This is a genomic window from Streptomyces lavendulae subsp. lavendulae (assembly GCF_002803845.1).
GTDB lineage: Bacteria > Actinomycetota > Actinomycetes > Streptomycetales > Streptomycetaceae > Streptomyces > Streptomyces lavendulae.
Window position 1 is genome coordinate 1,015,017 of sequence record NZ_CP024985.1, and the last position, 22,263, is coordinate 1,037,279.

General features: G+C 74.6%; 26 protein-coding genes. 11 read left to right on the forward strand and 15 right to left on the reverse strand.

Going from position 1 to position 22,263, the window contains the following annotated elements:
* The first annotated feature begins 1 nt into the window (after position 1).
* Positions 2-337 (forward strand): hypothetical protein, encoded by a 336-nt coding sequence (locus SLAV_RS04515; protein WP_030229761.1) that lies wholly within the window; start codon positions 2-4, stop codon positions 335-337.
* Positions 338-432: 95 nt separating this feature from the next.
* The gene (locus tag SLAV_RS04520) at positions 433-720 is read left to right on the forward strand and encodes a chaplin (RefSeq protein ID WP_030229760.1); all 288 of its coding nucleotides are present in this window, start codon (positions 433-435) and stop codon (positions 718-720) included.
* 101 nt (positions 721-821) lie between these two features.
* On the opposite strand, the gene SLAV_RS04525 is transcribed toward SLAV_RS04520, so the two are convergent.
* Genes SLAV_RS04525 through SLAV_RS04535 form a run of 3 tightly spaced genes read right to left on the reverse strand, consistent with a single transcriptional unit; the run spans position 822 to position 2,690 of the window.
* Positions 822-1,685, reverse strand: coding sequence for a tyrosinase family protein (locus SLAV_RS04525; protein ID WP_030229759.1), 864 nt, complete (start codon positions 1,683-1,685; stop codon positions 822-824).
* A gap of 25 nt (positions 1,686-1,710) precedes the next feature.
* Positions 1,711-2,088: a tyrosinase family oxidase copper chaperone gene (locus tag SLAV_RS04530; RefSeq protein ID WP_030229758.1), complete on the reverse strand. Its 378-nt coding sequence runs from the start codon at positions 2,086-2,088 to the stop codon at positions 1,711-1,713.
* Between the two features lie 59 nt (positions 2,089-2,147).
* Positions 2,148-2,690 carry a GNAT family N-acetyltransferase gene (locus tag SLAV_RS04535; RefSeq protein WP_030229757.1) on the reverse strand — a complete coding sequence of 181 codons (543 nt, stop codon included), beginning with the start codon at positions 2,688-2,690 and terminating at the stop codon, positions 2,148-2,150.
* A gap of 217 nt (positions 2,691-2,907) precedes the next feature.
* Here SLAV_RS04535 and SLAV_RS04540 point away from each other — a divergent pair, with 217 nt between their 5' ends.
* Together SLAV_RS04540 and SLAV_RS04545 are read left to right on the forward strand one after the other, a co-directional pair.
* Entirely contained in the window at positions 2,908-3,108 is a 201-nt protein-coding gene (locus tag SLAV_RS04540) for a hypothetical protein (protein ID WP_030229756.1), read from the forward strand.
* Positions 3,109-3,122: 14 nt separating this feature from the next.
* Positions 3,123-3,896: a hypothetical protein gene (locus SLAV_RS04545; protein WP_030229755.1), complete on the forward strand. Its 774-nt coding sequence runs from the start codon at positions 3,123-3,125 to the stop codon at positions 3,894-3,896.
* A 37-nt stretch (positions 3,897-3,933) separates the two neighbouring features.
* On the opposite strand, the gene SLAV_RS04550 is transcribed toward SLAV_RS04545, so the two are convergent.
* From SLAV_RS04550 to SLAV_RS04560, 3 genes are read right to left on the reverse strand one after another with little or no spacing between them, the layout of a single operon-like run.
* Entirely contained in the window at positions 3,934-5,052 is a 1,119-nt protein-coding gene (locus SLAV_RS04550; RefSeq protein ID WP_030229754.1) for an acyl-CoA dehydrogenase family protein, read from the reverse strand.
* On the reverse strand, positions 5,049-6,239 hold the full coding sequence (locus tag SLAV_RS04555; RefSeq protein WP_030229753.1) for an acyl-CoA dehydrogenase family protein: 1,191 nt from the start codon (positions 6,237-6,239) through the stop codon (positions 5,049-5,051). The genes SLAV_RS04550 and SLAV_RS04555 overlap by 4 nt, the downstream gene beginning before the upstream one ends.
* Complete coding sequence (locus SLAV_RS04560) at positions 6,236-7,228, reverse strand: NADPH:quinone oxidoreductase family protein (protein WP_030229752.1); 993 nt, start codon at positions 7,226-7,228, stop codon at positions 6,236-6,238. The genes SLAV_RS04555 and SLAV_RS04560 overlap by 4 nt, the downstream gene beginning before the upstream one ends.
* Before the next feature lie 291 nt (positions 7,229-7,519).
* On the opposite strand from SLAV_RS04560, the gene SLAV_RS04565 reads away from it, so the two are divergent.
* The 3 genes from SLAV_RS04565 to SLAV_RS04575 are packed head-to-tail and all read left to right on the forward strand — an operon-like array spanning position 7,520 to position 10,453.
* Positions 7,520-8,653 (forward strand): hypothetical protein, encoded by a 1,134-nt coding sequence (locus SLAV_RS04565; protein WP_158740639.1) that lies wholly within the window; start codon positions 7,520-7,522, stop codon positions 8,651-8,653.
* A gap of 54 nt (positions 8,654-8,707) precedes the next feature.
* Positions 8,708-9,607 carry an SDR family oxidoreductase gene (locus tag SLAV_RS04570; protein WP_030229750.1) on the forward strand — a complete coding sequence of 300 codons (900 nt, stop codon included), beginning with the start codon at positions 8,708-8,710 and terminating at the stop codon, positions 9,605-9,607.
* 45 nt (positions 9,608-9,652) lie between these two features.
* Positions 9,653-10,453 (forward strand): hypothetical protein, encoded by an 801-nt coding sequence (locus tag SLAV_RS04575; RefSeq protein WP_030229749.1) that lies wholly within the window; start codon positions 9,653-9,655, stop codon positions 10,451-10,453.
* On the opposite strand, the gene SLAV_RS04580 is transcribed toward SLAV_RS04575, so the two are convergent.
* Positions 10,440-11,276 carry an enoyl-CoA hydratase/isomerase family protein gene (locus SLAV_RS04580; protein ID WP_030229748.1) on the reverse strand — a complete coding sequence of 279 codons (837 nt, stop codon included), beginning with the start codon at positions 11,274-11,276 and terminating at the stop codon, positions 10,440-10,442. The two genes, SLAV_RS04575 and SLAV_RS04580, sit on opposite strands and share 14 nt — an antisense overlap.
* 58 nt (positions 11,277-11,334) lie before the next feature.
* A complete protein-coding gene (locus tag SLAV_RS04585) occupies positions 11,335-12,099 on the reverse strand; it encodes a PIG-L deacetylase family protein (RefSeq protein ID WP_030229747.1) in 765 nt (254 codons plus the stop codon).
* A gap of 138 nt (positions 12,100-12,237) precedes the next feature.
* Here SLAV_RS04585 and SLAV_RS04590 point away from each other — a divergent pair, with 138 nt between their 5' ends.
* Together SLAV_RS04590 and SLAV_RS04595 are read left to right on the forward strand one after the other, a co-directional pair.
* Positions 12,238-12,912: a DUF6232 family protein gene (locus tag SLAV_RS04590; protein WP_234333568.1), complete on the forward strand. Its 675-nt coding sequence runs from the start codon at positions 12,238-12,240 to the stop codon at positions 12,910-12,912.
* Positions 12,909-13,232, forward strand: coding sequence for a hypothetical protein (locus tag SLAV_RS04595; protein WP_030229745.1), 324 nt, complete (start codon positions 12,909-12,911; stop codon positions 13,230-13,232). Before SLAV_RS04590 ends, SLAV_RS04595 begins: the two co-directional genes overlap by 4 nt.
* A gap of 69 nt (positions 13,233-13,301) precedes the next feature.
* On the opposite strand, the gene SLAV_RS04600 is transcribed toward SLAV_RS04595, so the two are convergent.
* Both SLAV_RS04600 and SLAV_RS04605 read right to left on the reverse strand, forming a co-directional pair.
* Positions 13,302-14,387: an S-(hydroxymethyl)mycothiol dehydrogenase gene (locus SLAV_RS04600; protein WP_030229744.1), complete on the reverse strand. Its 1,086-nt coding sequence runs from the start codon at positions 14,385-14,387 to the stop codon at positions 13,302-13,304.
* A 73-nt stretch (positions 14,388-14,460) separates the two neighbouring features.
* Positions 14,461-15,435, reverse strand: coding sequence for a LysR substrate-binding domain-containing protein (locus SLAV_RS04605; protein ID WP_030229743.1), 975 nt, complete (start codon positions 15,433-15,435; stop codon positions 14,461-14,463).
* A 70-nt stretch (positions 15,436-15,505) separates the two neighbouring features.
* Here SLAV_RS04605 and SLAV_RS04610 point away from each other — a divergent pair, with 70 nt between their 5' ends.
* Both SLAV_RS04610 and SLAV_RS04615 read left to right on the forward strand, forming a co-directional pair.
* Positions 15,506-16,426 (forward strand): dihydrodipicolinate synthase family protein, encoded by a 921-nt coding sequence (locus tag SLAV_RS04610; protein WP_051840833.1) that lies wholly within the window; start codon positions 15,506-15,508, stop codon positions 16,424-16,426.
* Positions 16,427-16,878: 452 nt separating this feature from the next.
* Positions 16,879-17,682 carry a transglycosylase SLT domain-containing protein gene (locus tag SLAV_RS04615; RefSeq protein ID WP_030229741.1) on the forward strand — a complete coding sequence of 268 codons (804 nt, stop codon included), beginning with the start codon at positions 16,879-16,881 and terminating at the stop codon, positions 17,680-17,682.
* A 24-nt stretch (positions 17,683-17,706) separates the two neighbouring features.
* On the opposite strand, the gene SLAV_RS04620 is transcribed toward SLAV_RS04615, so the two are convergent.
* From SLAV_RS04620 to SLAV_RS04640, 5 genes are all read right to left on the reverse strand, one after another.
* On the reverse strand, positions 17,707-18,312 hold the full coding sequence (locus SLAV_RS04620; RefSeq protein WP_030229740.1) for a response regulator transcription factor: 606 nt from the start codon (positions 18,310-18,312) through the stop codon (positions 17,707-17,709).
* Positions 18,309-19,541 (reverse strand): sensor histidine kinase, encoded by a 1,233-nt coding sequence (locus SLAV_RS04625; RefSeq protein WP_100661246.1) that lies wholly within the window; start codon positions 19,539-19,541, stop codon positions 18,309-18,311. Before SLAV_RS04625 ends, SLAV_RS04620 begins: the two co-directional genes overlap by 4 nt.
* 21 nt (positions 19,542-19,562) lie before the next feature.
* Positions 19,563-20,282, reverse strand: a complete 720-nt coding sequence (locus tag SLAV_RS04630) for an ABC transporter permease (protein ID WP_030229738.1) — start codon at positions 20,280-20,282, stop codon at positions 19,563-19,565.
* Positions 20,279-21,274, reverse strand: a complete 996-nt coding sequence (locus tag SLAV_RS04635; RefSeq protein WP_100660780.1) for an ABC transporter ATP-binding protein — start codon at positions 21,272-21,274, stop codon at positions 20,279-20,281. Before SLAV_RS04635 ends, SLAV_RS04630 begins: the two co-directional genes overlap by 4 nt.
* Before the next feature lie 86 nt (positions 21,275-21,360).
* Positions 21,361-22,260 carry a squalene/phytoene synthase family protein gene (locus SLAV_RS04640; protein WP_030229736.1) on the reverse strand — a complete coding sequence of 300 codons (900 nt, stop codon included), beginning with the start codon at positions 22,258-22,260 and terminating at the stop codon, positions 21,361-21,363.
* Between the last annotated feature and the right edge of the window lie 3 nt (positions 22,261-22,263).

Genomic DNA, 22,263 nt, shown 5'->3' on the forward strand with positions numbered 1-22,263 from the left:
CATGCGAACCGTTCGGAACCCCCGCGCCCCGCGCGTCCTGTCCGCCCTGCTGCTGGCCGCGGCCGGCCTCTCGGGGGCCGTCGGCCCCGCCGTGGCCGCCGGGCCCGACTTCCAGTACGTCGGCCAGGACGACCGGGTCCACGGCCTGGCCTCCCCGAAGGGCTGTGTCGAGGCGGAGGGCGGCGGCACCCGGGCGGTCACCAACCGGACCCGGGCCACCGCGACCCTCTACCGCGAACCCCGCTGCGCGGGGCCGGCCGTGGCGGTCCTGCGGCCCGGAACCGTGACCCAGGTGCGGCCCTACTTCGCCTCCGTCCGGTTCTCGTTCACCGGGTAGCCGAACGGACCGTGACCACTCGGCCCCCGCCGCGTTGTATGCCATGTCAAATGCCGCAGCCACTGCGGCGCCCCACATCTCACGAGGAGATCTTGATGTCGCGTATCGCGAAGGCGTTCGTCATCACCGCTGCTGCCGGTAGCGCCCTGGCCGCCGGTGCGGGTCTGGCGGCTGCCGATGCCGGAGCGCACGGTGCGGCGGTCGGCTCCCCCGGTGTCCTGTCGGGCAACCTTCTCCAGGTTCCGGTCCACGTCCCGGTCAACGTCTGCGGCAACACCGTGAACGTGGTCGGCCTGCTGAACCCGGCCTTCGGCAACACCTGCATCAACGCGTCGGGCGGCGAGCACGCCGACCACCACACCCAGGGCGGCTACGGCGGCTGACCACCGGCCTGACCTGACGAGAAGGGCCCCCGCCGGGCGGCGGGGGCCCTTTCCGCGCGCCCTCGGGCCCGGACCGGAGGCCCGGACCGGGGGCGGGGAGCTCACGCGTAGCGGTAGACGCCCTGGTGCCCGTACATCTCGCGCGGCGTGACGTCCCACGGCGGCATCGGTTCGTCGAGGGCGATCACCCGGCCCCGCTGGAGGTCTCCGGGGGCGAGAGGGGCGGCCGGCAGGTAGCCGGAGTCGGGGTGCCGCTGCTGCCAGCGGTCCCACAGCAGGTCCACGAAGGCGTGGTGCAGCCAGAAGGCGGGGTCGTTGGGGGCCGTGCCGCCCGTCATGTGGCCGCCGATCCACTGGTGGACCTTGTTGTGGTTGCGCCAGCGCTCGCTCTTCGGCGCGGCCCAGCCCTCCAGCTTGTTGCGGAAACCGCCGCCCGCGGCGGTGGAGTCCCACGGCGAGCTGTCGTAGAGGGGGTCGTCGAGCGCCCACTGGAGTTCGGCCGGGGTGGGCAGGGAGATCGGGTTGCCGGGACGGCCGAGGTTGCGGGTGAGGAACCGCGCCTCGGTGACCCCCACGGTGATCGCCCAGTTGCCGCGTTCGTAGGCGAACGGGCCGGTCATCACCTGCCGGTCGCCCTCGCGGCCGGTGCCGCCGAGGAAGTCGTCGGCCCAGAGGGAGGAGACGGGGCTGCTGTCGGTCGTCCAGTCCCAGTACGGGAGGGACACCCCCGGGTCGAGGGCCCGCAGCTCCTTCTCGAACTCCAGCAGGTAGCGCCGGTGCCAGGGGAAGAAGGACGGGGACATGTGCCCGACGCGCAGTTTGCGGTCCCGGTCGGGCACGAAGTACCGGTCGTGGGTCCGCACGAAGGCGTCGTACGTGCCATTGCGCTTGAGCTCCAGCACGGCCGCCGTGAACCGCTTCTTCTGCGCGCCGGTCAGGTCCTTCTGGTTCTGTCGCGTGTACAAGGCGGGGCTCCTCCCGGGATGTCCGTCAGCCGTGGTGCGGGGCCGCGAGGGCCAGCTGGTTGGTGCCGAGTTCGTCGACGGCGGCCCGGGCCAGCTCCAGCGGGGTCGCGAAGGACTCGAAGTGGTTGACCCCGCTGAGGTAACTGCCGTCGGCACGCCGCATGACGTGCAGGGGGCGGCCGTCGATGCGCACCGCGGCCCCCGCGAGGTCGACGCTGATGTGGCGGCCGCGGTACGTCTCCTCGGTGAGCGGAGCGGGGGTGAGGGTCTGGCGCGGGCGCCGGGCCCCGAGGACGGGGGCCAGGGCCGCGGCCGCTCCGGCGAGCACGGCCGCGGTGAAGGCCGTACGCAGGACCGCGCGGCGGCTCGGTCGGGCTGCTGCTGCTGCTGCTGCTGCGTACATACGGTCTCCCTCGCTCGGCGTTCCGCGCTACGGGGTCTAACGCGGCGTGGCGGGGGAGGTCACCTCCGGGCGGCGGCCCGCTCGGGGTGCTTGTAGTAGAGGGTCGTGGGGCGCAGCCGCCCGGCCGGGTCGGTGGCGTAGTCGGGGATGGTTCCGGCCTCGGTCCAGCCGGCCGCGCGGTAGACCCGTTCGGCAGGACTGCCGGTCTCGGTGTCGAGGAACAGCAGGACGACCCCGGCGACGGCGGCCTGGTGCTCGGCCTCCGCGAGCAGGGCGCGGGCGGTGCCGCGGCCCCGGGCGGACGGGTGCACCATCAGCTTGCGCAGTTCGGCCCTGTGGCGGCCGTTGGGCTTGGTCTCCCGCTGCCAGCCGACGGTGCCGTCGAGCCGGCCGTCGGGGCCCCGGGAGATCCAGAGGGCGAGGGAGCCTTCCTCGACGGCGGGCAGCAGGGACTCCCACCAGGCGGCGGCCTCCTCGCGGCCGAGGCCGGCGAGGAAACCGAGGGAGGCTCCGTCCGCCACGACGTCGTGGAGGAGGGCGGCGAGTTCGTCGCGGTGGGCGCGCAGTGCGGGCGCGGTGAGGCGGATGGGGGTGACCGTCATGGGCCGAGGATAGGGACCGCTCCCCGGCGCGGCGCGCGCGGGGGCGGTGCGGGCCCGGGGCCGGCTCGGGCCCACGGGGCCTCGGCGGGCCAACAGGGCCGCGGCGGACCGCGGGACGAACCGGGCGCCGGTGTCCGCATCCTCAAGTCACTTGCTGTGTAAGCTGATTCCCGAAGATCATTTCTTGTGCCGCATGAGACTTCCGGGGGAACCACGCATGAATCCGACCGCCCGTAACGCCGCCGTCGTCGCAGCCGCTGTCGCCGCCCTCACCGGAGCGGCCACCGCCGGTTCCGCGAGCCCGGCCGACCCGGCCGACCGGGACGGCATCAGCGTCGTCGCGCACATGGCGATGCTGTCCACTCCCACCCCGGCCGAGGACACCCTGGCGACCGTCCAGCACGGGTACCTGTCGTAGCGGCGGGCCCGACCGTGGTGGAGAGGCTGGTCGAGCTCTCCACCCGGTTGCAGGAGATGTGGGAGTCCACGCCGACGGTGGCGCTCCCGGGCTGGGGGCACCCGTTCCGGTCGCTCGCGGAGCTGCTCCCCGAGCGGGACCTGCTGCTCGCCGACCGGAACCCGCAGATGGTGCCGCTGCTGTGGTACCCGGCCCTGCGCGCGCACGGACCCGCCGGCCCGGTGGTCGAGGTCTTCGACCACCTGCCGGGCGACCGGCCCGCGTCCCCGCTGATGCTGCGCCGCCAGGACCTCGCGGGCCTCTACAGCTGGGCGGTGTGCACCGCCTCCGCGGTGGAGTGGATCGGGGCGGTCACAGCCGGCGCGCCCCTGGTGGAGGTGGGCGCCGGATCCGGCTACTGGGCACGGCAGTTGTCCCTCGCCGGGGTCGGGGTCGTGGCCACCGACCTGCATCCCGTGGAGGGGAACGGCTTCACCCACGGCTTCCGGTACGCCGAGGTCGAAACGTTCGCGGCGGCCGACGCCGTGCGCCGCCACCCCGGGCACACGCTGCTGCTGGTGTGGCCCCCGCCCGCGGACCCGATGGCCGTACGGGCCCTGCGCGCGTACCGCGGGGAGCTGTTCCTGTACGTCGGCGAGGGCCCCGGCGGGATGTGCGCCGACGCCGCCTTCTTCGCGGAGCTGGACCGCCACTGGACCGCCGAGGCCGTCTGTCCGCTGACGGTCCGCTGGCTGGGCCACGCGGACGGGATCACGCTCTACCGCAGGCGCCGTCCGGTGCTGCCCTGACGCCCCGGACGGCCGGGTCATCGAGCCGACCGGGGCTTCAGGCCGGTGCGGGGAGTTCCGCGAAGTCCGCCACGAGGCCCAGGTGGTGGCCCGTGGTGCCCAGGGCGAGGGAGTCGGACTTGGCCCGCTTGAGGTAGAGGTGGGCGGGGTGTTCCCAGGTCATGCCGATGCCCCCGTGCAGCTGGACGCATTCCTCGGCGGCTCGGACCGCGACGCCCGAGCAGTAGGCCTGGGCGACCGCGACCGTGAGCGGGGCGTCGGGCGACGCCGTCGCGAGGGCGTCGGCGGCGGCGCGGGCCGCCGCGCGGGCGGAGGCCACGTCGAGCCAGAGCCGGGCGAGGCGGTGCTTGAGGGCCTGGAAGGAGCCGATGGGGCGGTTGAACTGGTGGCGGCCCCGCACGTGGGCGACGGTCTCGGTGAGGCACCACTCGGCCAGGCCGAGCTGTTCGGAGGCCAGCAGTCCGGCTCCGGACAGCAGTGCTCCGGCGACGGCGGCCCGCGCGGTCGCGGGGTCCGCGAGGCGGGTGCCGGGGGTCCCGTCGAGGGTGACGGTGGCGAGCGGCCGGGTGAGGTCCAGCGGGACGGCCCCGGTCAGCCGGGCGCCGGCCGCGGGGACGGCGTACAGCCCGGTGTCGGCCAGGACCAGCAGGACGTCGGCCGCCGTCGCGTCGGCGACGGAGGTGGCGGTGCCGGTCAGCGCGCCCCCGCCGGTGTCGCGAAGCGGCTGGGGCAGCGGGGCGCCGGGGGCCTGGGTGAGGGGGAGGGCGGGGACGCAGACCTGCTGTCCGGCCGCGAGTGCGCGCAGCAGGTCGGCGGCCTCGGGGGTGTCGCACCCGAGCAGGATCTCGGTGGCCAGGACGCAGCCGGTCAGGTACGGAACGGGGGCGACGGCCCGGCCCAGCTCCTCCAGGACCACGGCGGCCTCGCGGTGGCTCGCCCCCGCTCCCCCGAGCTTCTCGGGGACGAGGAGCCCGGCGGCGCCGATCCCGGAGGCAAGGGTGCGCCACAGGGCGGGGTCGTGCGGGCGACCGCTCTCCGCGCGGGCCAGCACGGTCGCGGGAGCGCAGTGGTCGGCGAGCAACGCCCTGACGGCGAAGCGGAGTTCCTCCTCGGTGTCGGAGTAGAGCAGGTCGAGGGAGGCGCGCGAGGCGGTCATCGGGCGAGGTCCTTCCAGGCGATGTCCTTGTCGTCGCGCGGTTCGGCGGGCAGTCCGAGGACGCGTTCGGCGACGATGTTGAGGAGGATTTCGCTGGTGCCGCCCTCGATGCTGTTGCCCTTGGCGCGCAGGTAGCGGTAGCCGGCGTCGCGGCCGGTGAAGTCGACGGTCTCGGGGCGGCGCAGGGTCCAGTCCCCGTAGAGGAGTCCCTCCTCGCCGAGGAGTTCCACCTCCAGGCCGCTGATCTCCTGGTTGAGGCGGGCGAAGGTGAGCTTCATCCCGCTGCCCTCGGGACCGGGCTGGCCGGCGACGAGCTGCTGGCGCAGCCGCTCCCCGGTGAGACGGGCCACCTCGGCCTCGACCCACAGGCCGAGCAGCCGCTGGTGCAGGGCGTGGGTGCGCAGTTGGGGGCGTTCGCGCCAGACCGCGGCGACGGGGCCGATCATGCCGCCCTCGCGGGGGATGCGCATGCCGCCGATCGAGACGCGTTCGTTCATCAGGGTGGTGCGGGCGACGGCCCAGCCCTGGCCGACGGCTCCCAGGCGGTGCGCGTCGGGGATCCGGACGCCGGTGAGGAAGACCTCGTTGAACTCGGCCTCGCCGGTGATCTGGCGCAGGGGACGGACCTCGACGCCCGGGGCGTGCATGTCGCAGAGGAAGTAGGTGATGCCCCGGTGCTTGGGCAGGGTGGGGTCGGTACGGGCGATGAGGATGGCCCAGCGGGCGGTGTGGGCGCTGGAGGTCCAGACCTTCTGGCCGTCGACGACCCACTCGCCGGTGGTGTCGTCGAGGACGGCACGGGTGCCGAGGGCGGCGAGGTCGGAGCCGGCGCCGGGTTCGCTGAAGAGCTGGCACCAGACCTCCTCCCCCAGCCACAGGGGGCGCAGGAAGCGCCGCTTCTGCTCCTCGGTCCCGTAGGCGAGGATCGTGGGGGCCGCCATGCCGAGGCCGATGCCGATGCGGCGCGGGTCGTTGTCGGGGGCCCCGGCGGCCTCCAGTTCGGCGTCCACGACGGCCTGCAGGGAGCGGGGCGCGCCGAGGCCGCCGAGGCCTTCGGGGTAGTGCACCCAGGCGAGTCCGGCGTCGAAGCGGGCGGCCAGGAAGTCGGGGCGGGAGGTGGTGGCGGGCGGGTGCGCGGCGAGCAGGGCCCGGGTGCGGGCGGCGAGGTCCTCGGCGGTGGGCGTCATCGGCCGGCTCCGTCCGCGGCGGGCGCGGCGGGCGCGGACGGTACGACGACCAGCCGGCCGGTGGTGGTGCCGTCGGCGAGGCGCTGGACGGCGTCGGCCGCGGCGGCGAGCGGGACGCGTTCGCTGACCAGCGGCTTGACGAGGCCCTCGGCGGCGAGCCGGGTGAGTTCGGTGTGGCAGGCGAGGACGGCGGCGGGGTCCTTGGCGGCGTACAGGCCCCAGTGCAGGCCGAGGATGGAGTAGTTCTTCACCAGGGCGTGGTTGAGGGCGGGCGTGGGGACGGTGCCGCCGGCGAAGCCGACGACCACGATCCGGCCCTCGAAGGCCACGCACTTGGCGGAGGCGGTGTAGGCGTCGCCGCCGACCGGGTCGTAGACGACGTCGGCCCCGCGTCCGGCGGTGAACTCCTTGACGCGGGCGACCAGGTCCTCGGCGGTGCGGTCGATGACGAGGTCGCAGCCCAGTTCCTCGGCGGTGCGCGCCTTGGCCTTGCCCCCGACGACCCCGATGACGGTGGCTCCGGCGGCCTTGCCGAGCTGGACGGCGGCGCTGCCGACGCCGCCCGCCGCGGCGTGCACGAGCAGGGTCTCCCCGCGCTGCAGGCGGGCGCGGCGGTGCAGGCCGAACCAGCCTGTCTGGTAGCCGATGTGCAGGGCGGCTGCCTCGGCGTCGTCGAGGGTGCCGGGGGCGGGCAGGAGGGCGCGCGCGGGGGCGGTCACGTACTCGGCGAACCCACCGTGGGGCAGGCTGGGGTTGGCGATGACGCGGCGGCCGTCCTCGGTCTCCCCGCAGATCTCGACGCCCGGGGTGAAGGGCAGGGGCGGCTTGATCTGGTACTGGCCGCGGACGAGGAGGGCGTCGGGGAAGTTGACGTTCGCCGCGAGCACCCTGAGCCGTACCTCGCCCTCGCCGGGTACGGGTTCGGGTACCTCTTCGAGACGCATGGCCTCGCGGGGTTCGCCGGTCGTGTGTACTCGCCATGCCTGCATCCGGGGCCTCCAGCCGCCGTCGAGGAACCACGCTCGGCGGCATACTAAGCGGTCGCTTGCATCCTTGGGAACCCTTGACCGGCCCTTGCCCCCGTCAGGTGCCACCGGTGGCCGGGGCGGCCGGTTCCGAAATCAGACACACGAACGACGGGTTAACACCAGCGTCTGGAGATACCATCAACCCGCCGGTTTCACACGGCATATGACGCAATGGGGGATCACGCGCGGCCGCCGCCGGCACCGCTCCGGCCGGACGGCCGCGCCACCACCGCACACCACAGGGGGAATCCGATGAACCGCACACCCATGAGACGGGGCGCCTCCGCGGCCGCCGCCGCGATCGTCCTCGCCGGAATCGTCACCGCCGCGGGCCCCGCCTCGGCCGCCACCACCTGCACGCCCAGGATCCAGGTACTGGGCTCCATCGGGTCGTCCCTCCACAACCCGGGCAACCGGCAGGCGGAGGGGGTCAACGACCTCGGCAAGGGCAACCTGTCCGTCGGCGTCTCCGGCGGCCTGCCCGTCTACTGGACCGGGACCACCCTGCACAAGGTCCCGCTGCCCGCGGCGGGCCTCGACGGCGAGCTGCTCGCCGTGAACAAGGACGGTCTGATGGTCGGCCGGATCTTCACCGGCGGCGGCTACGTGTTCACCTACCGGGCGGGCGACGCGGCGATCGCCCCGCTGCCCGGGAGCGACGACCCGTACGGCGAGGCCGACGTGAACGACGCCGGGTACGTCGTCTCGCGCAACCGGGCGGGCGTGGGCCTCGTCTGGAAGGACGGCCGGAAGGTCCGCGAGCTCGCGCCGCCGGCGAACTCCGACCCGCACACCCGCGTCGACCTGGTCACGGGCATCAACAACCGGGGCGACATCCTCGGCACGGCCAAGGTGGACTACACCGACGACGGCGACAATCAGCACTGGGACGTCACCCCGGTGCTCTGGCCCGCCGACGGCGGCCCGGCCGTCCCCCTCGCCCCCAGCGGCGGCGGCAAGTACCAGGAGAGCTTCGTCCAGGGCCTCGACGAGAGCGGCCGCGTCGTCGGCTACGACTGGTACGGGCCCGGGTACGCGTATAAGCCGTGGACCTGGACGCCCCCGTACACCGCGCCCGGCACATCCCCCGGCCTGCTGAACCCGTTCCCGTACGGCACCTTCGAGGCGATCAGCCCCACGACGAACGTCAGCGTCGGCACCGCCAAGTTCCACCCCGACGAGCCGACCCAGGCCGACCAGGCGCAGCTCTGGCCGGGCTCGGGTCCGCTGCTGGCGCTGCCGCGGCTCGCCGCGGACAAGGCGAGCATGGCCGAGTCGGTCTCCGACGACGGCCGGGTCGGCGGGGCCGCCGTGAACGCGAAGGGCAAGCTGAAGCCGGTGATCTGGACCTGCGCCACCAAGCAGGCGTACCTGCCGAAGCCGTAGGCCCGGCCCGTCACGGGCATGGTGATCTGAGCGCCCGCGCGCTATCGATGCCCCATGACGGACAACGCTCGGCGCGGCCTGCCCGCGCCCCCGCCGCTCGGCGCCGCCGCCCTGCCCCCCGGGACCTTCGCGGGGCAGGTGGTCCTCGTGACCGGCGGCGGCACCGGTCTGGGCAAGGCCATCGCCGCCGAGTTCGCGCGGCTCGGCGCGGGCCTGGTGATCGCCGGCCGCCGCGCGGAGCCGCTCGGAGCGGCGCGCGCGGAACTGGCGGCCGTCCCCGGCGCGGGCCGGGTGGCGGCCGCCGTCTGCGACATCCGCGACCCCGAACGGGTCGCGGAGGTCTTCGACGCGGCCGAGGCGGCGCTCGGGCCGCCGGACGTCCTGGTCAACAACGCGGCCGCCAACTTCCCCTGCCCGGCGGAGGACCTGTCCCCCAACGCCTGGCGGGCGGTGGTGGACACCACCCTGACCGGAACCTGGTTCACCACCCGGGAGTTCGCCCGCCGCCACCTCGCGGCCGGCACCCCGGGCTCCATCGTGAACATCGGCGCCTCCTACGCCTGGACGGGCGGCCCGGGGTTCGCGCACAGCGCCGCCTCGAAGGCCGGGGTGAAGAACCTGGTGGAGACGCTGGCGGTGGAGTGGGGCCCGTACGGGATCCAGATCAACGGCCTCGTGCCGGGGCTGGTCCCGCACCCCGACATGAGCGCGGACATCCGGGGCGGCCTGGAGCGCGCCGCGCCGGGCGACCGGGACGACCGGCAGCCGGCGCTGCGCGTGGGCGCGCCCCGCGAACTGGGCTGGGCCGCCACCTTCCTGGCCTCGCCCTACGCCCGCTTCGTCACCGGCCACACGCTGGTCGTCGACGGGGCCAACTGGCAGCGGCGCTCCCTGGTGCAGCCCGGGGTGGTCCCGGTGCGCGAGCAGCTGGGGCGCCCGCCGTTCAGCCCGTGACCGGGCCCGTCGGCCGCTGTCAGTGGGGGGTGTCAGGATGCGGTCATGATGCACGCCGACCTGACCTTCGAACGATGGCGTTCGCTCGACCTCGACGCCGCCCGGCGGTTCGCCGGGGAGGCCGCCGCGCGGGTGGACGCCCGCGTCCTGACGGTCGAGACCGTCGAACACCTCGGTGCGCCCCTGCACCGCGTACGGATCGTGCGCGAGGGCATGGAGTTCGCGCTCGTACCGGGCGGCCGGGTGCGGCTCGGCTTCGACCCCGACGCCTGGACGGCGACGCCCGCCCAGGAGGCCGACTTCGCGGAGAGCCTCGCCGAGGGCTACGGCTTCGGTGCGCACGACCTGAAGGGGCACCTCGTCGCGGAGCTGAGCCCGCTGCGGACCGTGGAGCTGCCCACCGTCTGGATGGCGGTGGAGGCCGAGCCCGCGCCGGAGCCCGAGGACGGGCTCGTGGCCCCGCTGGCGGCCCGCGGGCTGCGGCTGCCCGGCGCCGACGAGTGGGAGCACGCCTGCGGGGCGGGCGCCCGCACCCTCTTCCGCTGGGGCGACGAGTGCCCGCTCGACGAGGCCCCGTACGGGGCGGGCGGGATCCGGAACGAGCCGAACGCCTTCGGGCTGCGCATCGCCCACGACAGTTACTCGGCGGAGCTGAGCGAGGACCGCGGGGCCGTCCACGGCGGGGACGGCGGCACGGCGGTCTGCGGGGGCTATGGGAACCTCCTCGGCTGGCTCCCGCTGGCCACGGCCCACCGCAACGCGGACATGGCGGAATTCGTCTACGGCCCGGACGGGGAGTACGCCTGGGAGACCTTCTCGGTCCGGCCGGTGCTCACGCTCCCCTGAAGTGCGGGGGTCTGCGGGCGGCCTTGGCCCGGTACCCCTCGCGGGAGTCCTCGGAGGTGAGGGTGAGCGCGGCGGTCATGGCGACCCGGTCGAGGGCGGCGGGCAGGGCGGCATCGGCGTAGGCGTCGATCCCGCGCTTGATGCCCTGGACGGCGAGCGGGGCGTTGGCCGCGATCTCGGCGGCCAGCTCGCGGGAGGCCTCCTCCAGCAGGCCGGGCGGGACCACCAGCTGGACCAGGTGCAGGCGTTCGGCCGTCGCGGCGTCGATCCGTCGGCCGGTCAGGGCGAGGAACTTCGCCCAGCCCGCGCCCGCCTCCCGCGCGATCCGCAGGTCGCCCCCGGCGTCCACCGCCACGCCGAGCCCGGCCTCGGGCAGGGCGAAGACGGCGTCGTCCGCGGCGATCCGGATGTCCGCCATCAGGGCCAGTTCGAAGCCGAAGCCGAGGCAGTACCCCTGCACGGCGGCGATGACCGGCTGCGGGAGGCGGGCGAGAACCGCGAAGCGCTCGTGGACCCAGCGGATGCCCTCGTAGTAGTTGTGGGTCCGCTCGGCGGGCGAGTCCCCGGTGATCGCCCCACCGGGTGCGGTGACGTCGATGCCGGCGCAGAAGGCCCGGCCCTCCGCGCGCAGCAGGACCGCGCGCACGGAGGGGTCGAAGCGGATCCGGTCGGCGAGCAGGCCCAGCTGGCGGGTGGACTCCCAGCTCCAGCCGTTGAGCTTGTCCGGGCGGCACAGGGTGAGGAGGGCGATGCCGTCCTCGACGTCCAGCCGGACCCGCCGCTCCGCACCCTCGCCGGTCTCCGTGGAGACAGTGTCGATCACCGCGGCCCGCACCCCCGCCCCACCCTATCTGATGGACCGTCAGTTTAGGGCGGGTGCGTCAGCGGGGGAAGACCTCGAACGCCACCGCGGGACGGCCGCCGAAGCGGGCCGCGTTCCGTTCGGCGTTGCCGGTCAGGAAGCTCCGCACGTACTCCTCCGGGTCCTGGTCGGTCAGCACCTCGATGTACGCCTTGTGCTCCATCAAGGACCTGACGGAGCGCTCCAGTCCGGGGGTCGCGTCGGCCGCGTGGGTCGGCGTCGCGGTGCCGGCCACCGCGACCCACCGCACGCCGTTCCAGGGTTCCAGCCCCTGCTCGGAGATCAGCTCCGGGAAGATCCAGCGGTTCCCCGCGTCGGCGGCGGCGTCCAGGGCGGCCCGGCCGACGGCCCGGTGGTCGGGGGTGTTCCAGTAGCCGCCGCCGTCGGGGCCGCCCCAGGTGTCCCGGTGGTTGAGGGTGATCACCAGTTCGGGCCGGTGCCGCCGGATGGCCGCCGCGATGTCCCGGCGCAGGCCGAGGCCGTACTCGACGACCCCGTCGCGGTGGCCGAGGAACTCCACCGTGGACACCCCGACGACGGCCGCGCTCGCACGCTGCTCGGCCTCGCGCAGCGGGGCGCACTCGTCCGGGGTGACGGTGTCGATGCCCGCCTCCCCGCGCGTGGCCAGGACGTAGACGACCTCGCGGCCGCCGTCCGTCCAGTCGGCGATGGCCGCGGCGCAGCCGTACTCCAGGTCGTCGGGGTGGGCGACGACCGCGAGGGCTCGCTGCCAGTCGGTGGGCATCGGCTGCAAGGGGGCCTGCTGATCGGCTCGTTCGGTCATACTCCGCACCCTAGGCCGTCCCGGGCGGGTGGTGGATCCGCCCGGGCTGACCACGGGGCCGGAAATCGCCTTGTGACAGGAGCATGACCGGTTGTTAATGGGGCTCCGCTCCGACCCGGTTCCATCTCAGGGGGATGCATGGAAACGAACGGACCACCGCGACCGGAGCAGCCACCACCGCCACGGCGGCCGTGGCTGCGCCCCGACACCCCGCCGGTCCCGCAGAACCCGCCGGGGCAGCCGCCGGCCTCCTACGCCGGGCTGCCCACCTCGCTGGACCTCAGCGTCACCAGGAGGCTGCTGTGGGTGGGCGGAGCGGCGTACCCGCTGCAGAACGTCGCCCGCGTCTACACCTTCCTCCTCAAGCCGCGGCGCAAGGAATCCGTCGTCGCCTTCGCACAGCGGTCGGCGCTCACCCTGCTCGCGGCGCTCGCCTTCACCGTGTTCGGGACCATCGCCGGCTTCCTCGCCCGCGCCGCCGACACGAACTTCGACGGCAGCATCCGGTTCGTCTGGATCGTCACCGGAGTCGCCCTCCTCTACTACTTCGCGGACATGATGGCCGTGCTGACCGCGGCCGCCCACTTCGTCCTGGCCGTCGAGTCCAACGGGCAGTCGACCGCGCTCGTCACCGGCCCCACCGGCCGGCTGAACCAGCTCGTGCACCAGATCGCGTACGCGATCGAGAACCCGGACACGGAACTCCGGGTGCAGGTGCAGCGCCTGACCATCAGCAATCCCAGCCACTACTACTTCGGCGACACCGTCAACATGTACGGCGGCCGGGGCAACTCGGGGGTGACCCACGGATGAGCGGCGACACCGTGAACATGTACGGCGGCCGGGACAACAAGGGCATCGTCCACCACCACGCGGCGCCCCCGGCCCGCTCCCCGGAGCAGGCCGTGCGCGAGCTCCTCGCGCTGCTGGCGGAACTGCGCGCACAGGTGCCCGCCGAGTCCGCGCGGTACATCGACTCGGCCCTCCCGGCCATCACCGCCGATCCGGCCGTGGCACCCGAGGAGCGGCACCGGGCGCTGCTGGCGGTGGCCGGCATCGCCGCCACCGTCGGGGCGGTCGGAGCACCCGTGGTGGAAGCCGTCCGCGCGCTCCTCGCACTGCTCGGCGCCTGACGGGGTGCAGCACGGCGGGTGAGCGGCCCGCGGGTCCGCCCGCGGGCCGCTCACCTGCGGGAGCTCAGGTCAGAACTGCACCACCGAGCGGAGCACCTCGCCGCGTTCCATGCGGGCGAAGGCGTCCTCGACCCCGTCGAGCGGGATGGTCTCCGAGACGAAGGCGTCGAGGTCGAGCCGGCCCTGGAGGTAGAGGTCGATCAGGAGCGGGAAGTCCCGCTCGGGCAGGCAGTCCCCGTACCAGGAGGACTTCAGCGCGCCGCCGCGCCCGAAGACGTCCAGCAGCGGGAGTTCGAGCTTCATCTCCGGCGTCGGTACGCCGACCAGCACCACCGTGCCCGCCAGGTCGCGGGCGTAGAAGGCCTGCCGGTAGGTCTCGGGGCGGCCCACCGCCTCGATGACGACGTCCGCGCCGTTGCCGTCGGTCAGCCCCTGGATGGCCTTGACCACTTCCTCCGTACGCCCGTTGACGGTGTGGGTGGCGCCGAGGCCGCGCGCCCACTCCAGCTTCCGGTCGTCCAGGTCCACGGCGATGATCTTCGAGGCGCCCGCCAGCCGTGCCCCCGCGACCGCCGCGTTGCCCACTCCCCCGCAGCCGATGACGGCCACCGAGTCGCCGCGCCCGACGTTGCCGGTATTGATGGCGGCGCCGAGGCCCGCCATCACCCCGCAGCCGAGGAGGCCGGCGGCGGCCGGGGAGGCGGCCGGGTCCACCTTGGTGCACTGCCCGGCGGCGACCAGGGTCTTCTCGGCGAAGGCCCCGATGCCCAGCGCCGGGGAGAGCGGGGTGCCGTCCTCCAGGGTCATGGGCTGGGTGGCGTTGTGCGTGGCGAAGCAGTACCAGGGGCGGCCGCGCCGGCAGGCCCGGCAGGTGCCGCACACCGCGCGCCAGTTGAGGACCACGAAGTCCCCGGGGGCGACCGAGGTGACGTCCGGGCCGACGGACTCCACGACGCCGGCCGCCTCGTGACCGAGGAGGAAGGGGAACTCGTCGTTGATCCCGCCCTCCCGGTAGTGCAGGTCGGTGTGACAGACCCCGCAGGCCTGGATCTTCACCAGGGCCTCGCCCGGCCCCGGGTCGGGCACGAGGATCGTGGTCGTCTCCACCGGTGCGCCCTTGCTCCGCGCGATGACACCTCGTACGCGATGCGTCACGTCATACCCCGTTCTGTTCGGATCGGTCTGGATCATCGAACGTACACGGGCGCCGCCCGGTACGGGAGTTGCGTCACGATTCCGCGCGCGCTGCGGCCAGATCCGGTGGGACGGCGGCCCGCAGGGCGGCCGTGAAGGCGGCCACGGCGGGGTGGGCCCCGGCTCCGCTGCGGAAAGCGATCTTGGTCCGGCGCTCCATGTGCAGGCGGACCAGGCTCACCCCGGGCCCGGTCGGCCCGGTGACACCGAGCTGCGGCACCACGGCGACCCCCTGGCCGACGGCGACCAGCGCGAGGACGGTGGCGAACTCGTCCACCTGGTGGCGCACCCGGGGGGTGAACCCGGCGGCGCGGCAGGCCCGGACGGTCATGGCGTGGCAGAGGGTACCGGGGGTGGCGGTGATCCAGGGATCGTCCCGGTGCGCGCGCAGCACCGCGTCCTGCCCGGGGCTGCCGGCCGGCGGGGCGCCGGGGTCCGCGGCGCCGGGGAAGGACCCCGGGTCGGCTGCTGTGGCGGGCGCCGGGCCGGCCAGGTACATCGCCTCCCCGTACAGCTGCCGCGTGGCCAGCCCGGGCTCGGGCGGCTCGGGGACCAGGTCGTACTCGTGCACCAGCGCCACGTCCAGGTCCCCCGCCCGCAGCGCGTGCGCGACCGCCGCCGGATCGGTCTCGGACACCATCGGCTCCAGTCCCGGGTGGCGGCGGGCCAGGTGCACCAGGGCGGCCGGGACGATGGCCCGCGTAGCGGTCGGGAACGCCCCGATCCGCAGGGCGCCGGCCAGACCGCTGCGGGCCTCGGCCAGGTCGGCGTCGGCCCGCTCCAGCCGCTCCAGGACGGCATCGGCGTGCCGGACCAGGTTCTGGGCGGCCGGGGTGAGCCGGACCGTGCGGCCGGTGCGTTCCAGCAGCGGCAGGCCGGCCTCCCGCTCCAGGGCGGAGAGCTGCTGGGAGACGGCGGAGGGGCTGAAGGACAGTGCCTGGGCCACGGCGGCGATGGTGCCGCGGCGGGCGAGCTCCCGCAGGAGCCGGAGGCGGCGTACGTCGAGCATCGGCCCAGCTTACGGTTCGGCTAAGTAATGCGAACTGGATTCGATGCTCGGTCCGGGCGAAGCTCGTCCCATGCGACTGGACACACACGGCACGACGACGGACACGACGGCACTCGACGGGATCCACGTCCCGCTGATCACCCCCTTCGACCGGGCGGGGAACATCGCCGCGGAGGCCCTGGAGGCCCTCGCGCACGAGGCGCTCGACGCGGGTGCGGCCGGGATCGTCGCCCTCGGCACCACCGGGGAGACGGCCACGCTGGAGGAGGCCGAGCGCGATCTGGTCACCGAGGTCTGCGCCCGGGTCTGCCGGGAGCGGGGCGGGCTGCTCACGGTGGGGGCCGGGGCGAGCGGCACCCGGGCGGCCGAGGCCTCGCTGGCCCGGCTGGTGCGGTGGCCGCAGGTGGGGGCGGCGCTGGTGACGGTGCCCTCGTTCGTGCGGCCCGCGGCGGCCGGGGTGCTGGCGCACTTCACGCGGCTGGCCGAGGTGAGCCCCGTACCGCTGGTCGTCTACCACATCCCCTACCGGACGGGGCAGCCGCTGGACGCGGCGGCGCTGCGGGCCCTCGGGGCCCTGCCGGGGGTGGCCGGGCTGAAGTACGCGGGAGGCGGCGTCGACCAGGAGACGGTGGCGCTGCTGGGCGACCTCCCGGACGGGTTCGCCGTCCTGGCCGGGGACGACGCGTACCTGTCACCGATGCTGGCGCTCGGGGCGGCCGGCGGGATCCTGGCCTCGGCGCATCTGGCGACGGAGCGGTTCGTGGAGCTCGCGGCGGCGTGGCGGGCCGGTGACGTGCCGCGGGCCCGGAGCCTGGGCCACGCGCTGGCCCGGCTCTCGGCGGCGGCGTTCGCGGAGCCCAATCCGACGGTGGTCAAGGGGGTGCTGCACGCGCAGGGCCGGATCCCGACCCCGGACGTACGGCTTCCGCTGCTGCCGGCATCACCGGCGGCGGTCGCGGCCACCCTGAAGGAGTTGGCCGAAATTCAGTAGGCGGAGGGCGACCTGCCCCACCGGAGGGCGGCGGTCCGGCAGCTGCCGGACCGCCGCCCTCCGGGGCTCCCAGGTGTCGGAAAAAGTCCACGATGGGCGATTCACCACCATCGCACCCCTCGCCCGAATCGGCAGCATCGGTCGGCTAATTGCCCGTATTGAGCGAAGCGCCACCACGCCCCGCCAAACCGTGATGTCAGTCACGCGTGTCCGTTCAACATCAATTTCCGCGCCACGCCGATTTCCTTTTCCCAGAAAGGAAATCGCTCCTTTCCGGGATCTCCATTCAAGGTCATTCACCGGGCCGCCGACGGGAAGTCGATCTCCCCGGTGAATTCACGCCTTGTTCCGGTCCCGCGCGCTCGCCTACGGTCACCCTCACTCCCGGCGGCCGCACACCGAATCCGGTCGGCGCCAGGGCTCTCCCGTACCCCCACGTGAGGAACAGCGCCATGTCCGCAAAGGGTAAGCACCGTCGGCCGAAGCAGCACCGGATCGCCCGCAGGCTGGCCTTCGCCGGCACGGGAGGCGCGGCACTCGCCCTCCCGCTGATCGGCGCCACCACCGCCGGTGCGGCGGTCACCCAGCCGGCCGTGGCACCCGCGACGAGCACCCTCGCGCGGCCCGCCGTACAGCCCGCGGTGCAGCCCGCGGTGCAGCCCGCGGTGCAGCCCGCGGTGCAGCCCGCCGCCGAGAACGCGGCGCTCCCCCTGACGTATTCCGTGGTCGGCGGCGACACCCTGTCGAAGATCGCGGCCGACCATTCCGTGAGCGGCGGCTGGCAGACGCTCTACGCCGACAACCGCAGCGCCATCGGCGCCGACCCCTCGGTCATCCGCCCCGGCCTCACACTGCGCCTCGGCGCCGCGGCCAAGGCCTCCGCCGCCAAGGCCACCGCGGTCACGGCGGCCGCGGTCAAGCCCGCCGCCACGTACGCGAACAACCTCGACGGCTGGATCCGGGAGTCCCTGGACATCATGGCCCGGCACGGAATTCCCGGCAGCTACAACGGAATCCACCGCAATGTGATGCGGGAGTCCTCCGGCAATCCCCTGGCCATCAACAACTGGGACTCCAACGCCGCGGCCGGCATTCCCTCGAAGGGCCTCCTCCAGGTCATCGACCCGACCTTCCGGGCCTACCACGTCCCCGGCACGGCGATGGATTCCTACGACCCCGTCGCCAACATCACGGCCGCCTGCAACTACGCGGCCGCCCGCTACGGTTCGATCGACAACGTCAACGGCGCCTACTGACCTGAGCCCGCGCGCGCCGCGCCGTCAGAGCCACCCCTGGCGGCGGGCCGCCCGTACGGCCTCCATGCGGTTGCGGGTGCCCGTCTTGCCGATGGCCGCGGAGAGGTAGTTCCGCACCGTCGATTCGGACAGGTGCACCCGGCCCGCGATGTCGGCGACGGTGGCCCCGTCCGCGGCGGCGACCAGGACGTCGATCTCGCGCGGGGTCAGCGGGTTGGGGCCGGCGCTCAGGGCGGCGGCCGCCAGGGACGGGTCGATCACCTTCTCCCCGGCGAGCACCCGGCGCACGGCGACGGCCAGTTCCTCCACCGGGCCGTCCTTCACCAGGAACCCGGCGGCCCCCGCCTCCATCGCGCGGCGCAGGTATCCCGGCCGGCCGAAGGTGGTCAGGATCAGCACCCGGCAGCCGGGCAGCCGGCTGCGCAGCTCGGCGGCGGCGTCCAGGCCGCTGCGGCCGGGCAGTTCGATGTCCAGGAGGGCGACATCGGGCCGGGCGTCGAGCGCGGCCGCCAGGATCTCGTCCCCGGCGCCGACCTGGGCCACCACCTCGATGTCCTCTTCCAGACCGAGCAGCAGCGCCAGCGCGCCCCGCATCATGCCCTGGTCCTCGGCCAGCAGGACCCTGATCATCCGCGCTCCCCGTCCTCTTCCTCACCGGTCGGCTCCACCGGCAGTTCGGCGGTGACCCGGAAGCCGCGGTCCGGGGCCGGTCCGCTGCCGAGGGTGCCCCCCGCCAGGGCGAGCCGTTCACCGAGGCCGGTCAGTCCACTGCCCGGCGGGTTCGAGCCTACGCCGTTCCCGTCGTCGGTGATCACCAGTACGGCCCGCTCCGCGCTGCTGCGCAGCTCGATCTCGCAGGTGGCCGCTCCGCTGTGGCGGATGGCGTTGGTGGCGGCCTCCCGGACCACCCAGCCGAGCAGGGCCGCGGTCTGCGGCGGCAGCGGGGGCCCGGACTGGCGTACGACGGGCTCGATTCCGGCGGCGGTCAGCGCGCCCCGGGCCCGGTCGAGCTCGGCGGCCAGGCTCGCCTCGCGGTAGCCGGTGACGGCCTCCCGGATCTCGGTGAGCGCCTGCCGGCCCACCGACTCGATGTCACGGACCTGCTCCAGGGCCGCGTCCATGTCCCGGGGCGCGATCCGGCGGGCGGCCTCGGACTTCACGACGATCACCGAGAGGGTGTGGCCGAGCAGGTCGTGCAGGTCGCGGGAGAAGCGCAGCCGCTCCTGGTCCACGGCGGCCCTGGCCAGTTCCTGCCGGGTGTCGCGGAGCTTCTTGACCGTTTCCGACAGGGCCAGGATGGCGGCGGTGACCATGCCCGACAACAAGGTGCCGTAGGCGATGCCCAGGGTGTCCATGCCCCCCGACCGTCCCGCGACCACTGCCGCCACGGTGGTCACGGCGAACATCACCGGACCGAGCCGGCGGCCCCGGACGACCGCGCCGGTGGCGAGGCCCAGCAGCGGGAAGAACAGCAGCCAGTTGCCGCCGTAGGCCAGCGCGAGGGCGCAGGTGACCGCCCCCAGCGCGACCAGGCACCAGCGGGTGGCGGGCGCCTCGCGGGCCTCCTTGTGGAAGGCCCGGAACACCAGGGTGACGTAGAGGGAGTTGAAGGCCAGCAGGCCCACGACGCCGACCCAGGGGTTGGGGGTCTTGCCCTGGACGATGTTGGAGAGCGCCCCCATGCCGAGCAGCAGCCAGGGCAGCAGGGTGAGCGCGTTGGGCGGGCCCGCCACCGGGTCGGGCCCGCCGCCGGGTGCGCAGCCGCGGGCCCGGCGGGCCCGCTGCGCCGCCCGCCGCGCGATCCGGCGCACCTGCCAGTCGGGCTCCCGCTCCCGTCCGGTCCCCTGCCCGCTCCGCATGTCCGTTCCCCGCTCCATCGATCACACCGTCCTCGCGGACCGACGGTACGAGAGCACCGCGTACGAGGCGAACAGCAGGGCCCACACCCCGACCACCGCGGCGGCGGCCGCGCCCGGAGCGGCGCCGGCGGCGAGGGACTGGCCGAGTTCCGCGAAGCGGCGGGTGGGGGTCAGCCCGGAGAGGGAGCGCAGCCAGCCCGGGAACGCCTCGACCGGGAACCAGAGGCCGCCGAGGATCGAGAGCGCCAGGCTCCAGCCGACGTTGACCATGCCGGTGCTCTGGGCGGTGAGCCGGTAGCCGTTGCCGATCCCGAGCAGGGTGAAGGGCAGCGCGCCGAGCCACAGGACGAGGGCGACGGCGGCCCACTGCCAGGCGTCCATCCGGACCCCGTTGACGCACGCGCCCGCGGCGAGCACCGCGGCGATGGCGGGCAGGACGATCACCGAGCCGGTCAGCGCCCGGCCGGTCACCACCTGGCGCGGGGTCATCGGGGTGACGCGCAGCTGCCGCAGCCAGCCGCTTCCCTTGTCCTCGGCGACCCCGGTCCCGGTGGACAGGGCCGCGCCGAGGGCCCCGTAGGCGGCCATGGCCACCATCGAGGCGGTCCGCCACTCGGGGTCGACGCCGCCGAGGTTGGTGAAGAGGAGGTACATCAGGACCGGCATTCCTATGCCGAAGACGACGAAGGAGACGTCGCGCAGGGTGCGCCGCACTTCGAGGCGGACGTAGGCGGTGATCATCGGGCGTTCTCCCCTGGAGCGGAGGCGGAAGGGGTGGGGGCGGTGGCGCCGGTGAGGGCGAGGAAGACATCGTCGAGCGAGGGCGGGGTGACCTCGATGCCCCGGACCGCGCCGAGGGCGGCGAGCGCGGTCACGGTGGCGTCCGGGTCCCGCGTACGGAGCCGGGCGCGGTCGCCGCGCACCTCGACGGCGTCCACCCCGGGCAGGGCGGCGAGGCCGCCCGACGGGCGGCCCGCCAGGTCGACGCAGACCATCGAACCCCGGGCGGCGGTGCGGCGCAGCTGCTCCCCGGTGCCGTCGGCGACGGTCCGGCCCCGGTCGAGGACCAGGATCCGGTCGGCGTGGGCGTCGGCCTCCTCCAGGTAGTGGGTGGAGAACAGGACGGTGTTGCCGCGCCGGGCGTAGGCGCGCATGGAGCGCCAGAAGGCGCGCCGGGATTCCACGTCGAGGGCGGCGGTCGGCTCGTCGAGCACGATCAGCTCCGGGTTCCCGGCGAGGGCGACGGCGAAGCGGACGCGCTGGGCCTGGCCCCCCGAGAGCCGGTCCACGCGGCGCCCGGCGAGGTCGGTCAGGCCGGCGAGGTCGAGCGCCTCGGCGACGGGCAGGGGCGCCGGGTAGGTGCGGGCGGCGAAGGCGACGAGTTCCCGTACGGTGATGCGCGCGACGGGGCGCCCCTCCTGGAGCATCGCGCCCACCCGCCCGGCCCGCACCGCCTCGGCCGGGGTCCGGCCGAAGAGCCGGACGCTGCCCGCGTCGGGCTCGTCGAGGCCGAGGAGCAGGGCGATGGTGGTGGACTTGCCGGCGCCGTTGCGGCCGAGGAGGGCCACGGTCTCGCCGCGCCGCACGTCCAGGTCGAGCCCGGCGACGGCGCGGACGGCGCCGAAGGACTTGGCGGCGTGCCGGAACCGGATCGCGGGCGCGTCCCCGTCGGGGTCCGGGAGCTGCCGGGGTGCGGTGCGGGCGGGGTGCGCCGCGCTCGGGGGCTTCGTCATGTCCCCCACGCTACGAACGGCGCCCCCGGCCCGGCAGATGCGCGCGTACGGATCCGGGCGGTACGAATGTCACGGGTCCGCCGGGGTCACCGGCCGGCGCGAGCCCGCAGGAGGGTGCGCAGCGGGGCGACGAGGCCGTATCCGGTGTCGCGGCGCAGGATGGCGGTGCCCACCCTTTCCACCGCGGTCAGTTGATGGTCCATCAGCTCCGTCATGGCGGCGATCACCGGGCGCAGCCCCGGTTCGGCGAGGTCCAGGATGCCGTCGGTGGCGGCCAGGGCGCTGCGGGCCCGGCGGGCCTCGGCGTCGAGGAGGGCGCGTACCGCCGGGGTCTCGCGGGCCTGCTCCAGGTCGGCGCGGGTCACGCCGTGCTCGTCGAGGCGGGCGCGCGGGATGCAGAGGCGGCCTTCGGCCAGGTCTCCCGACAGGTCGGCGAGGAAGTCGACGCGCTGGGCGGCATCGACGAACCGCCGCCAGCCGGCGGCCTGTTCGGGGTCGGGGCCGCCCTCGTACTGGAGGCCGGTGAAGACGAGGACCCCGGGCCAGGCGTAGGCGTCGAGGTAGGCCTGGAAGTCCTCCTCGGCGGCGAATCCGTCGAAGGCCGCCTCGGCGGTGGCCGCTCCGTCGAGGAAGCGGGTCACCCAGGACCCCGGCAGGCCCCGGGTGCGCACGGCGTGGGCGTAGGCGCGCAGCAGGGGGTCGGGGCTGTCGCCGGAGGCGAGGGCCGCCTCGACCCGTCCGGCCAACGCGGTGGTGGCGGCAGCCCGTTCGGCCGGGGTGCCGGTCTCGGCCACGTCGTCGACCCGGTTCATGAAGGCCAGTCCGGCGGTGAGCCAGGGGACCAGGGGCGGGGCGGCGAGCAGCCGCAGGGTGGCGTAGGGTGCCGGTTCCCGGCGCAGGACCCGGCGGGCGGCGTGCGTGTAGTCGTCCCGCAGGCGGGGGGTGGTGATCCCCGCCCGGGTGAGGGTGGTGCGCCAGCTGGGCATGGT

Bases quoted from the DNA above. Each gene is read 5' to 3' on its own strand.
- SLAV_RS04540 (WP_030229756.1), top strand. From the start codon at position 2,908: ATGAATCCGACCGCCCGTAACGCCGCCGTCGTCGCAGCCGCTGTCGCC.
- SLAV_RS04595 (WP_030229745.1), top strand. From the start codon at position 12,909: ATGAGCGGCGACACCGTGAACATGTACGGCGGCCGGGACAACAAGGGC.
- SLAV_RS04530 (WP_030229758.1), bottom strand. From the start codon at position 2,088: ATGTACGCAGCAGCAGCAGCAGCAGCAGCCCGACCGAGCCGCCGCGCG.
- SLAV_RS04515 (WP_030229761.1), top strand. From the start codon at position 2: ATGCGAACCGTTCGGAACCCCCGCGCCCCGCGCGTCCTGTCCGCCCTG.
- SLAV_RS04565 (WP_158740639.1), top strand. From the start codon at position 7,520: ATGAACCGCACACCCATGAGACGGGGCGCCTCCGCGGCCGCCGCCGCG.
- SLAV_RS04625 (WP_100661246.1), bottom strand. From the start codon at position 19,541: ATGCGGAGCGGGCAGGGGACCGGACGGGAGCGGGAGCCCGACTGGCAG.
- SLAV_RS04550 (WP_030229754.1), bottom strand. From the start codon at position 5,052: ATGACCGCCTCGCGCGCCTCCCTCGACCTGCTCTACTCCGACACCGAG.
- SLAV_RS04520 (WP_030229760.1), top strand. From the start codon at position 433: ATGTCGCGTATCGCGAAGGCGTTCGTCATCACCGCTGCTGCCGGTAGC.
- SLAV_RS04535 (WP_030229757.1), bottom strand. From the start codon at position 2,690: ATGACGGTCACCCCCATCCGCCTCACCGCGCCCGCACTGCGCGCCCAC.
- SLAV_RS04590 (WP_234333568.1), top strand. From the start codon at position 12,238: ATGGAAACGAACGGACCACCGCGACCGGAGCAGCCACCACCGCCACGG.
- SLAV_RS04635 (WP_100660780.1), bottom strand. From the start codon at position 21,274: ATGACGAAGCCCCCGAGCGCGGCGCACCCCGCCCGCACCGCACCCCGG.
- SLAV_RS04610 (WP_051840833.1), top strand. From the start codon at position 15,506: ATGCGACTGGACACACACGGCACGACGACGGACACGACGGCACTCGAC.
- SLAV_RS04605 (WP_030229743.1), bottom strand. From the start codon at position 15,435: ATGCTCGACGTACGCCGCCTCCGGCTCCTGCGGGAGCTCGCCCGCCGC.
- SLAV_RS04620 (WP_030229740.1), bottom strand. From the start codon at position 18,312: ATGATCAGGGTCCTGCTGGCCGAGGACCAGGGCATGATGCGGGGCGCG.
- SLAV_RS04555 (WP_030229753.1), bottom strand. From the start codon at position 6,239: ATGACGCCCACCGCCGAGGACCTCGCCGCCCGCACCCGGGCCCTGCTC.
- SLAV_RS04615 (WP_030229741.1), top strand. From the start codon at position 16,879: ATGTCCGCAAAGGGTAAGCACCGTCGGCCGAAGCAGCACCGGATCGCC.
- SLAV_RS04630 (WP_030229738.1), bottom strand. From the start codon at position 20,282: ATGATCACCGCCTACGTCCGCCTCGAAGTGCGGCGCACCCTGCGCGAC.
- SLAV_RS04575 (WP_030229749.1), top strand. From the start codon at position 9,653: ATGATGCACGCCGACCTGACCTTCGAACGATGGCGTTCGCTCGACCTC.
- SLAV_RS04570 (WP_030229750.1), top strand. From the start codon at position 8,708: ATGACGGACAACGCTCGGCGCGGCCTGCCCGCGCCCCCGCCGCTCGGC.
- SLAV_RS04640 (WP_030229736.1), bottom strand. From the start codon at position 22,260: ATGCCCAGCTGGCGCACCACCCTCACCCGGGCGGGGATCACCACCCCC.
- SLAV_RS04585 (WP_030229747.1), bottom strand. From the start codon at position 12,099: ATGACCGAACGAGCCGATCAGCAGGCCCCCTTGCAGCCGATGCCCACC.
- SLAV_RS04560 (WP_030229752.1), bottom strand. From the start codon at position 7,228: ATGCAGGCATGGCGAGTACACACGACCGGCGAACCCCGCGAGGCCATG.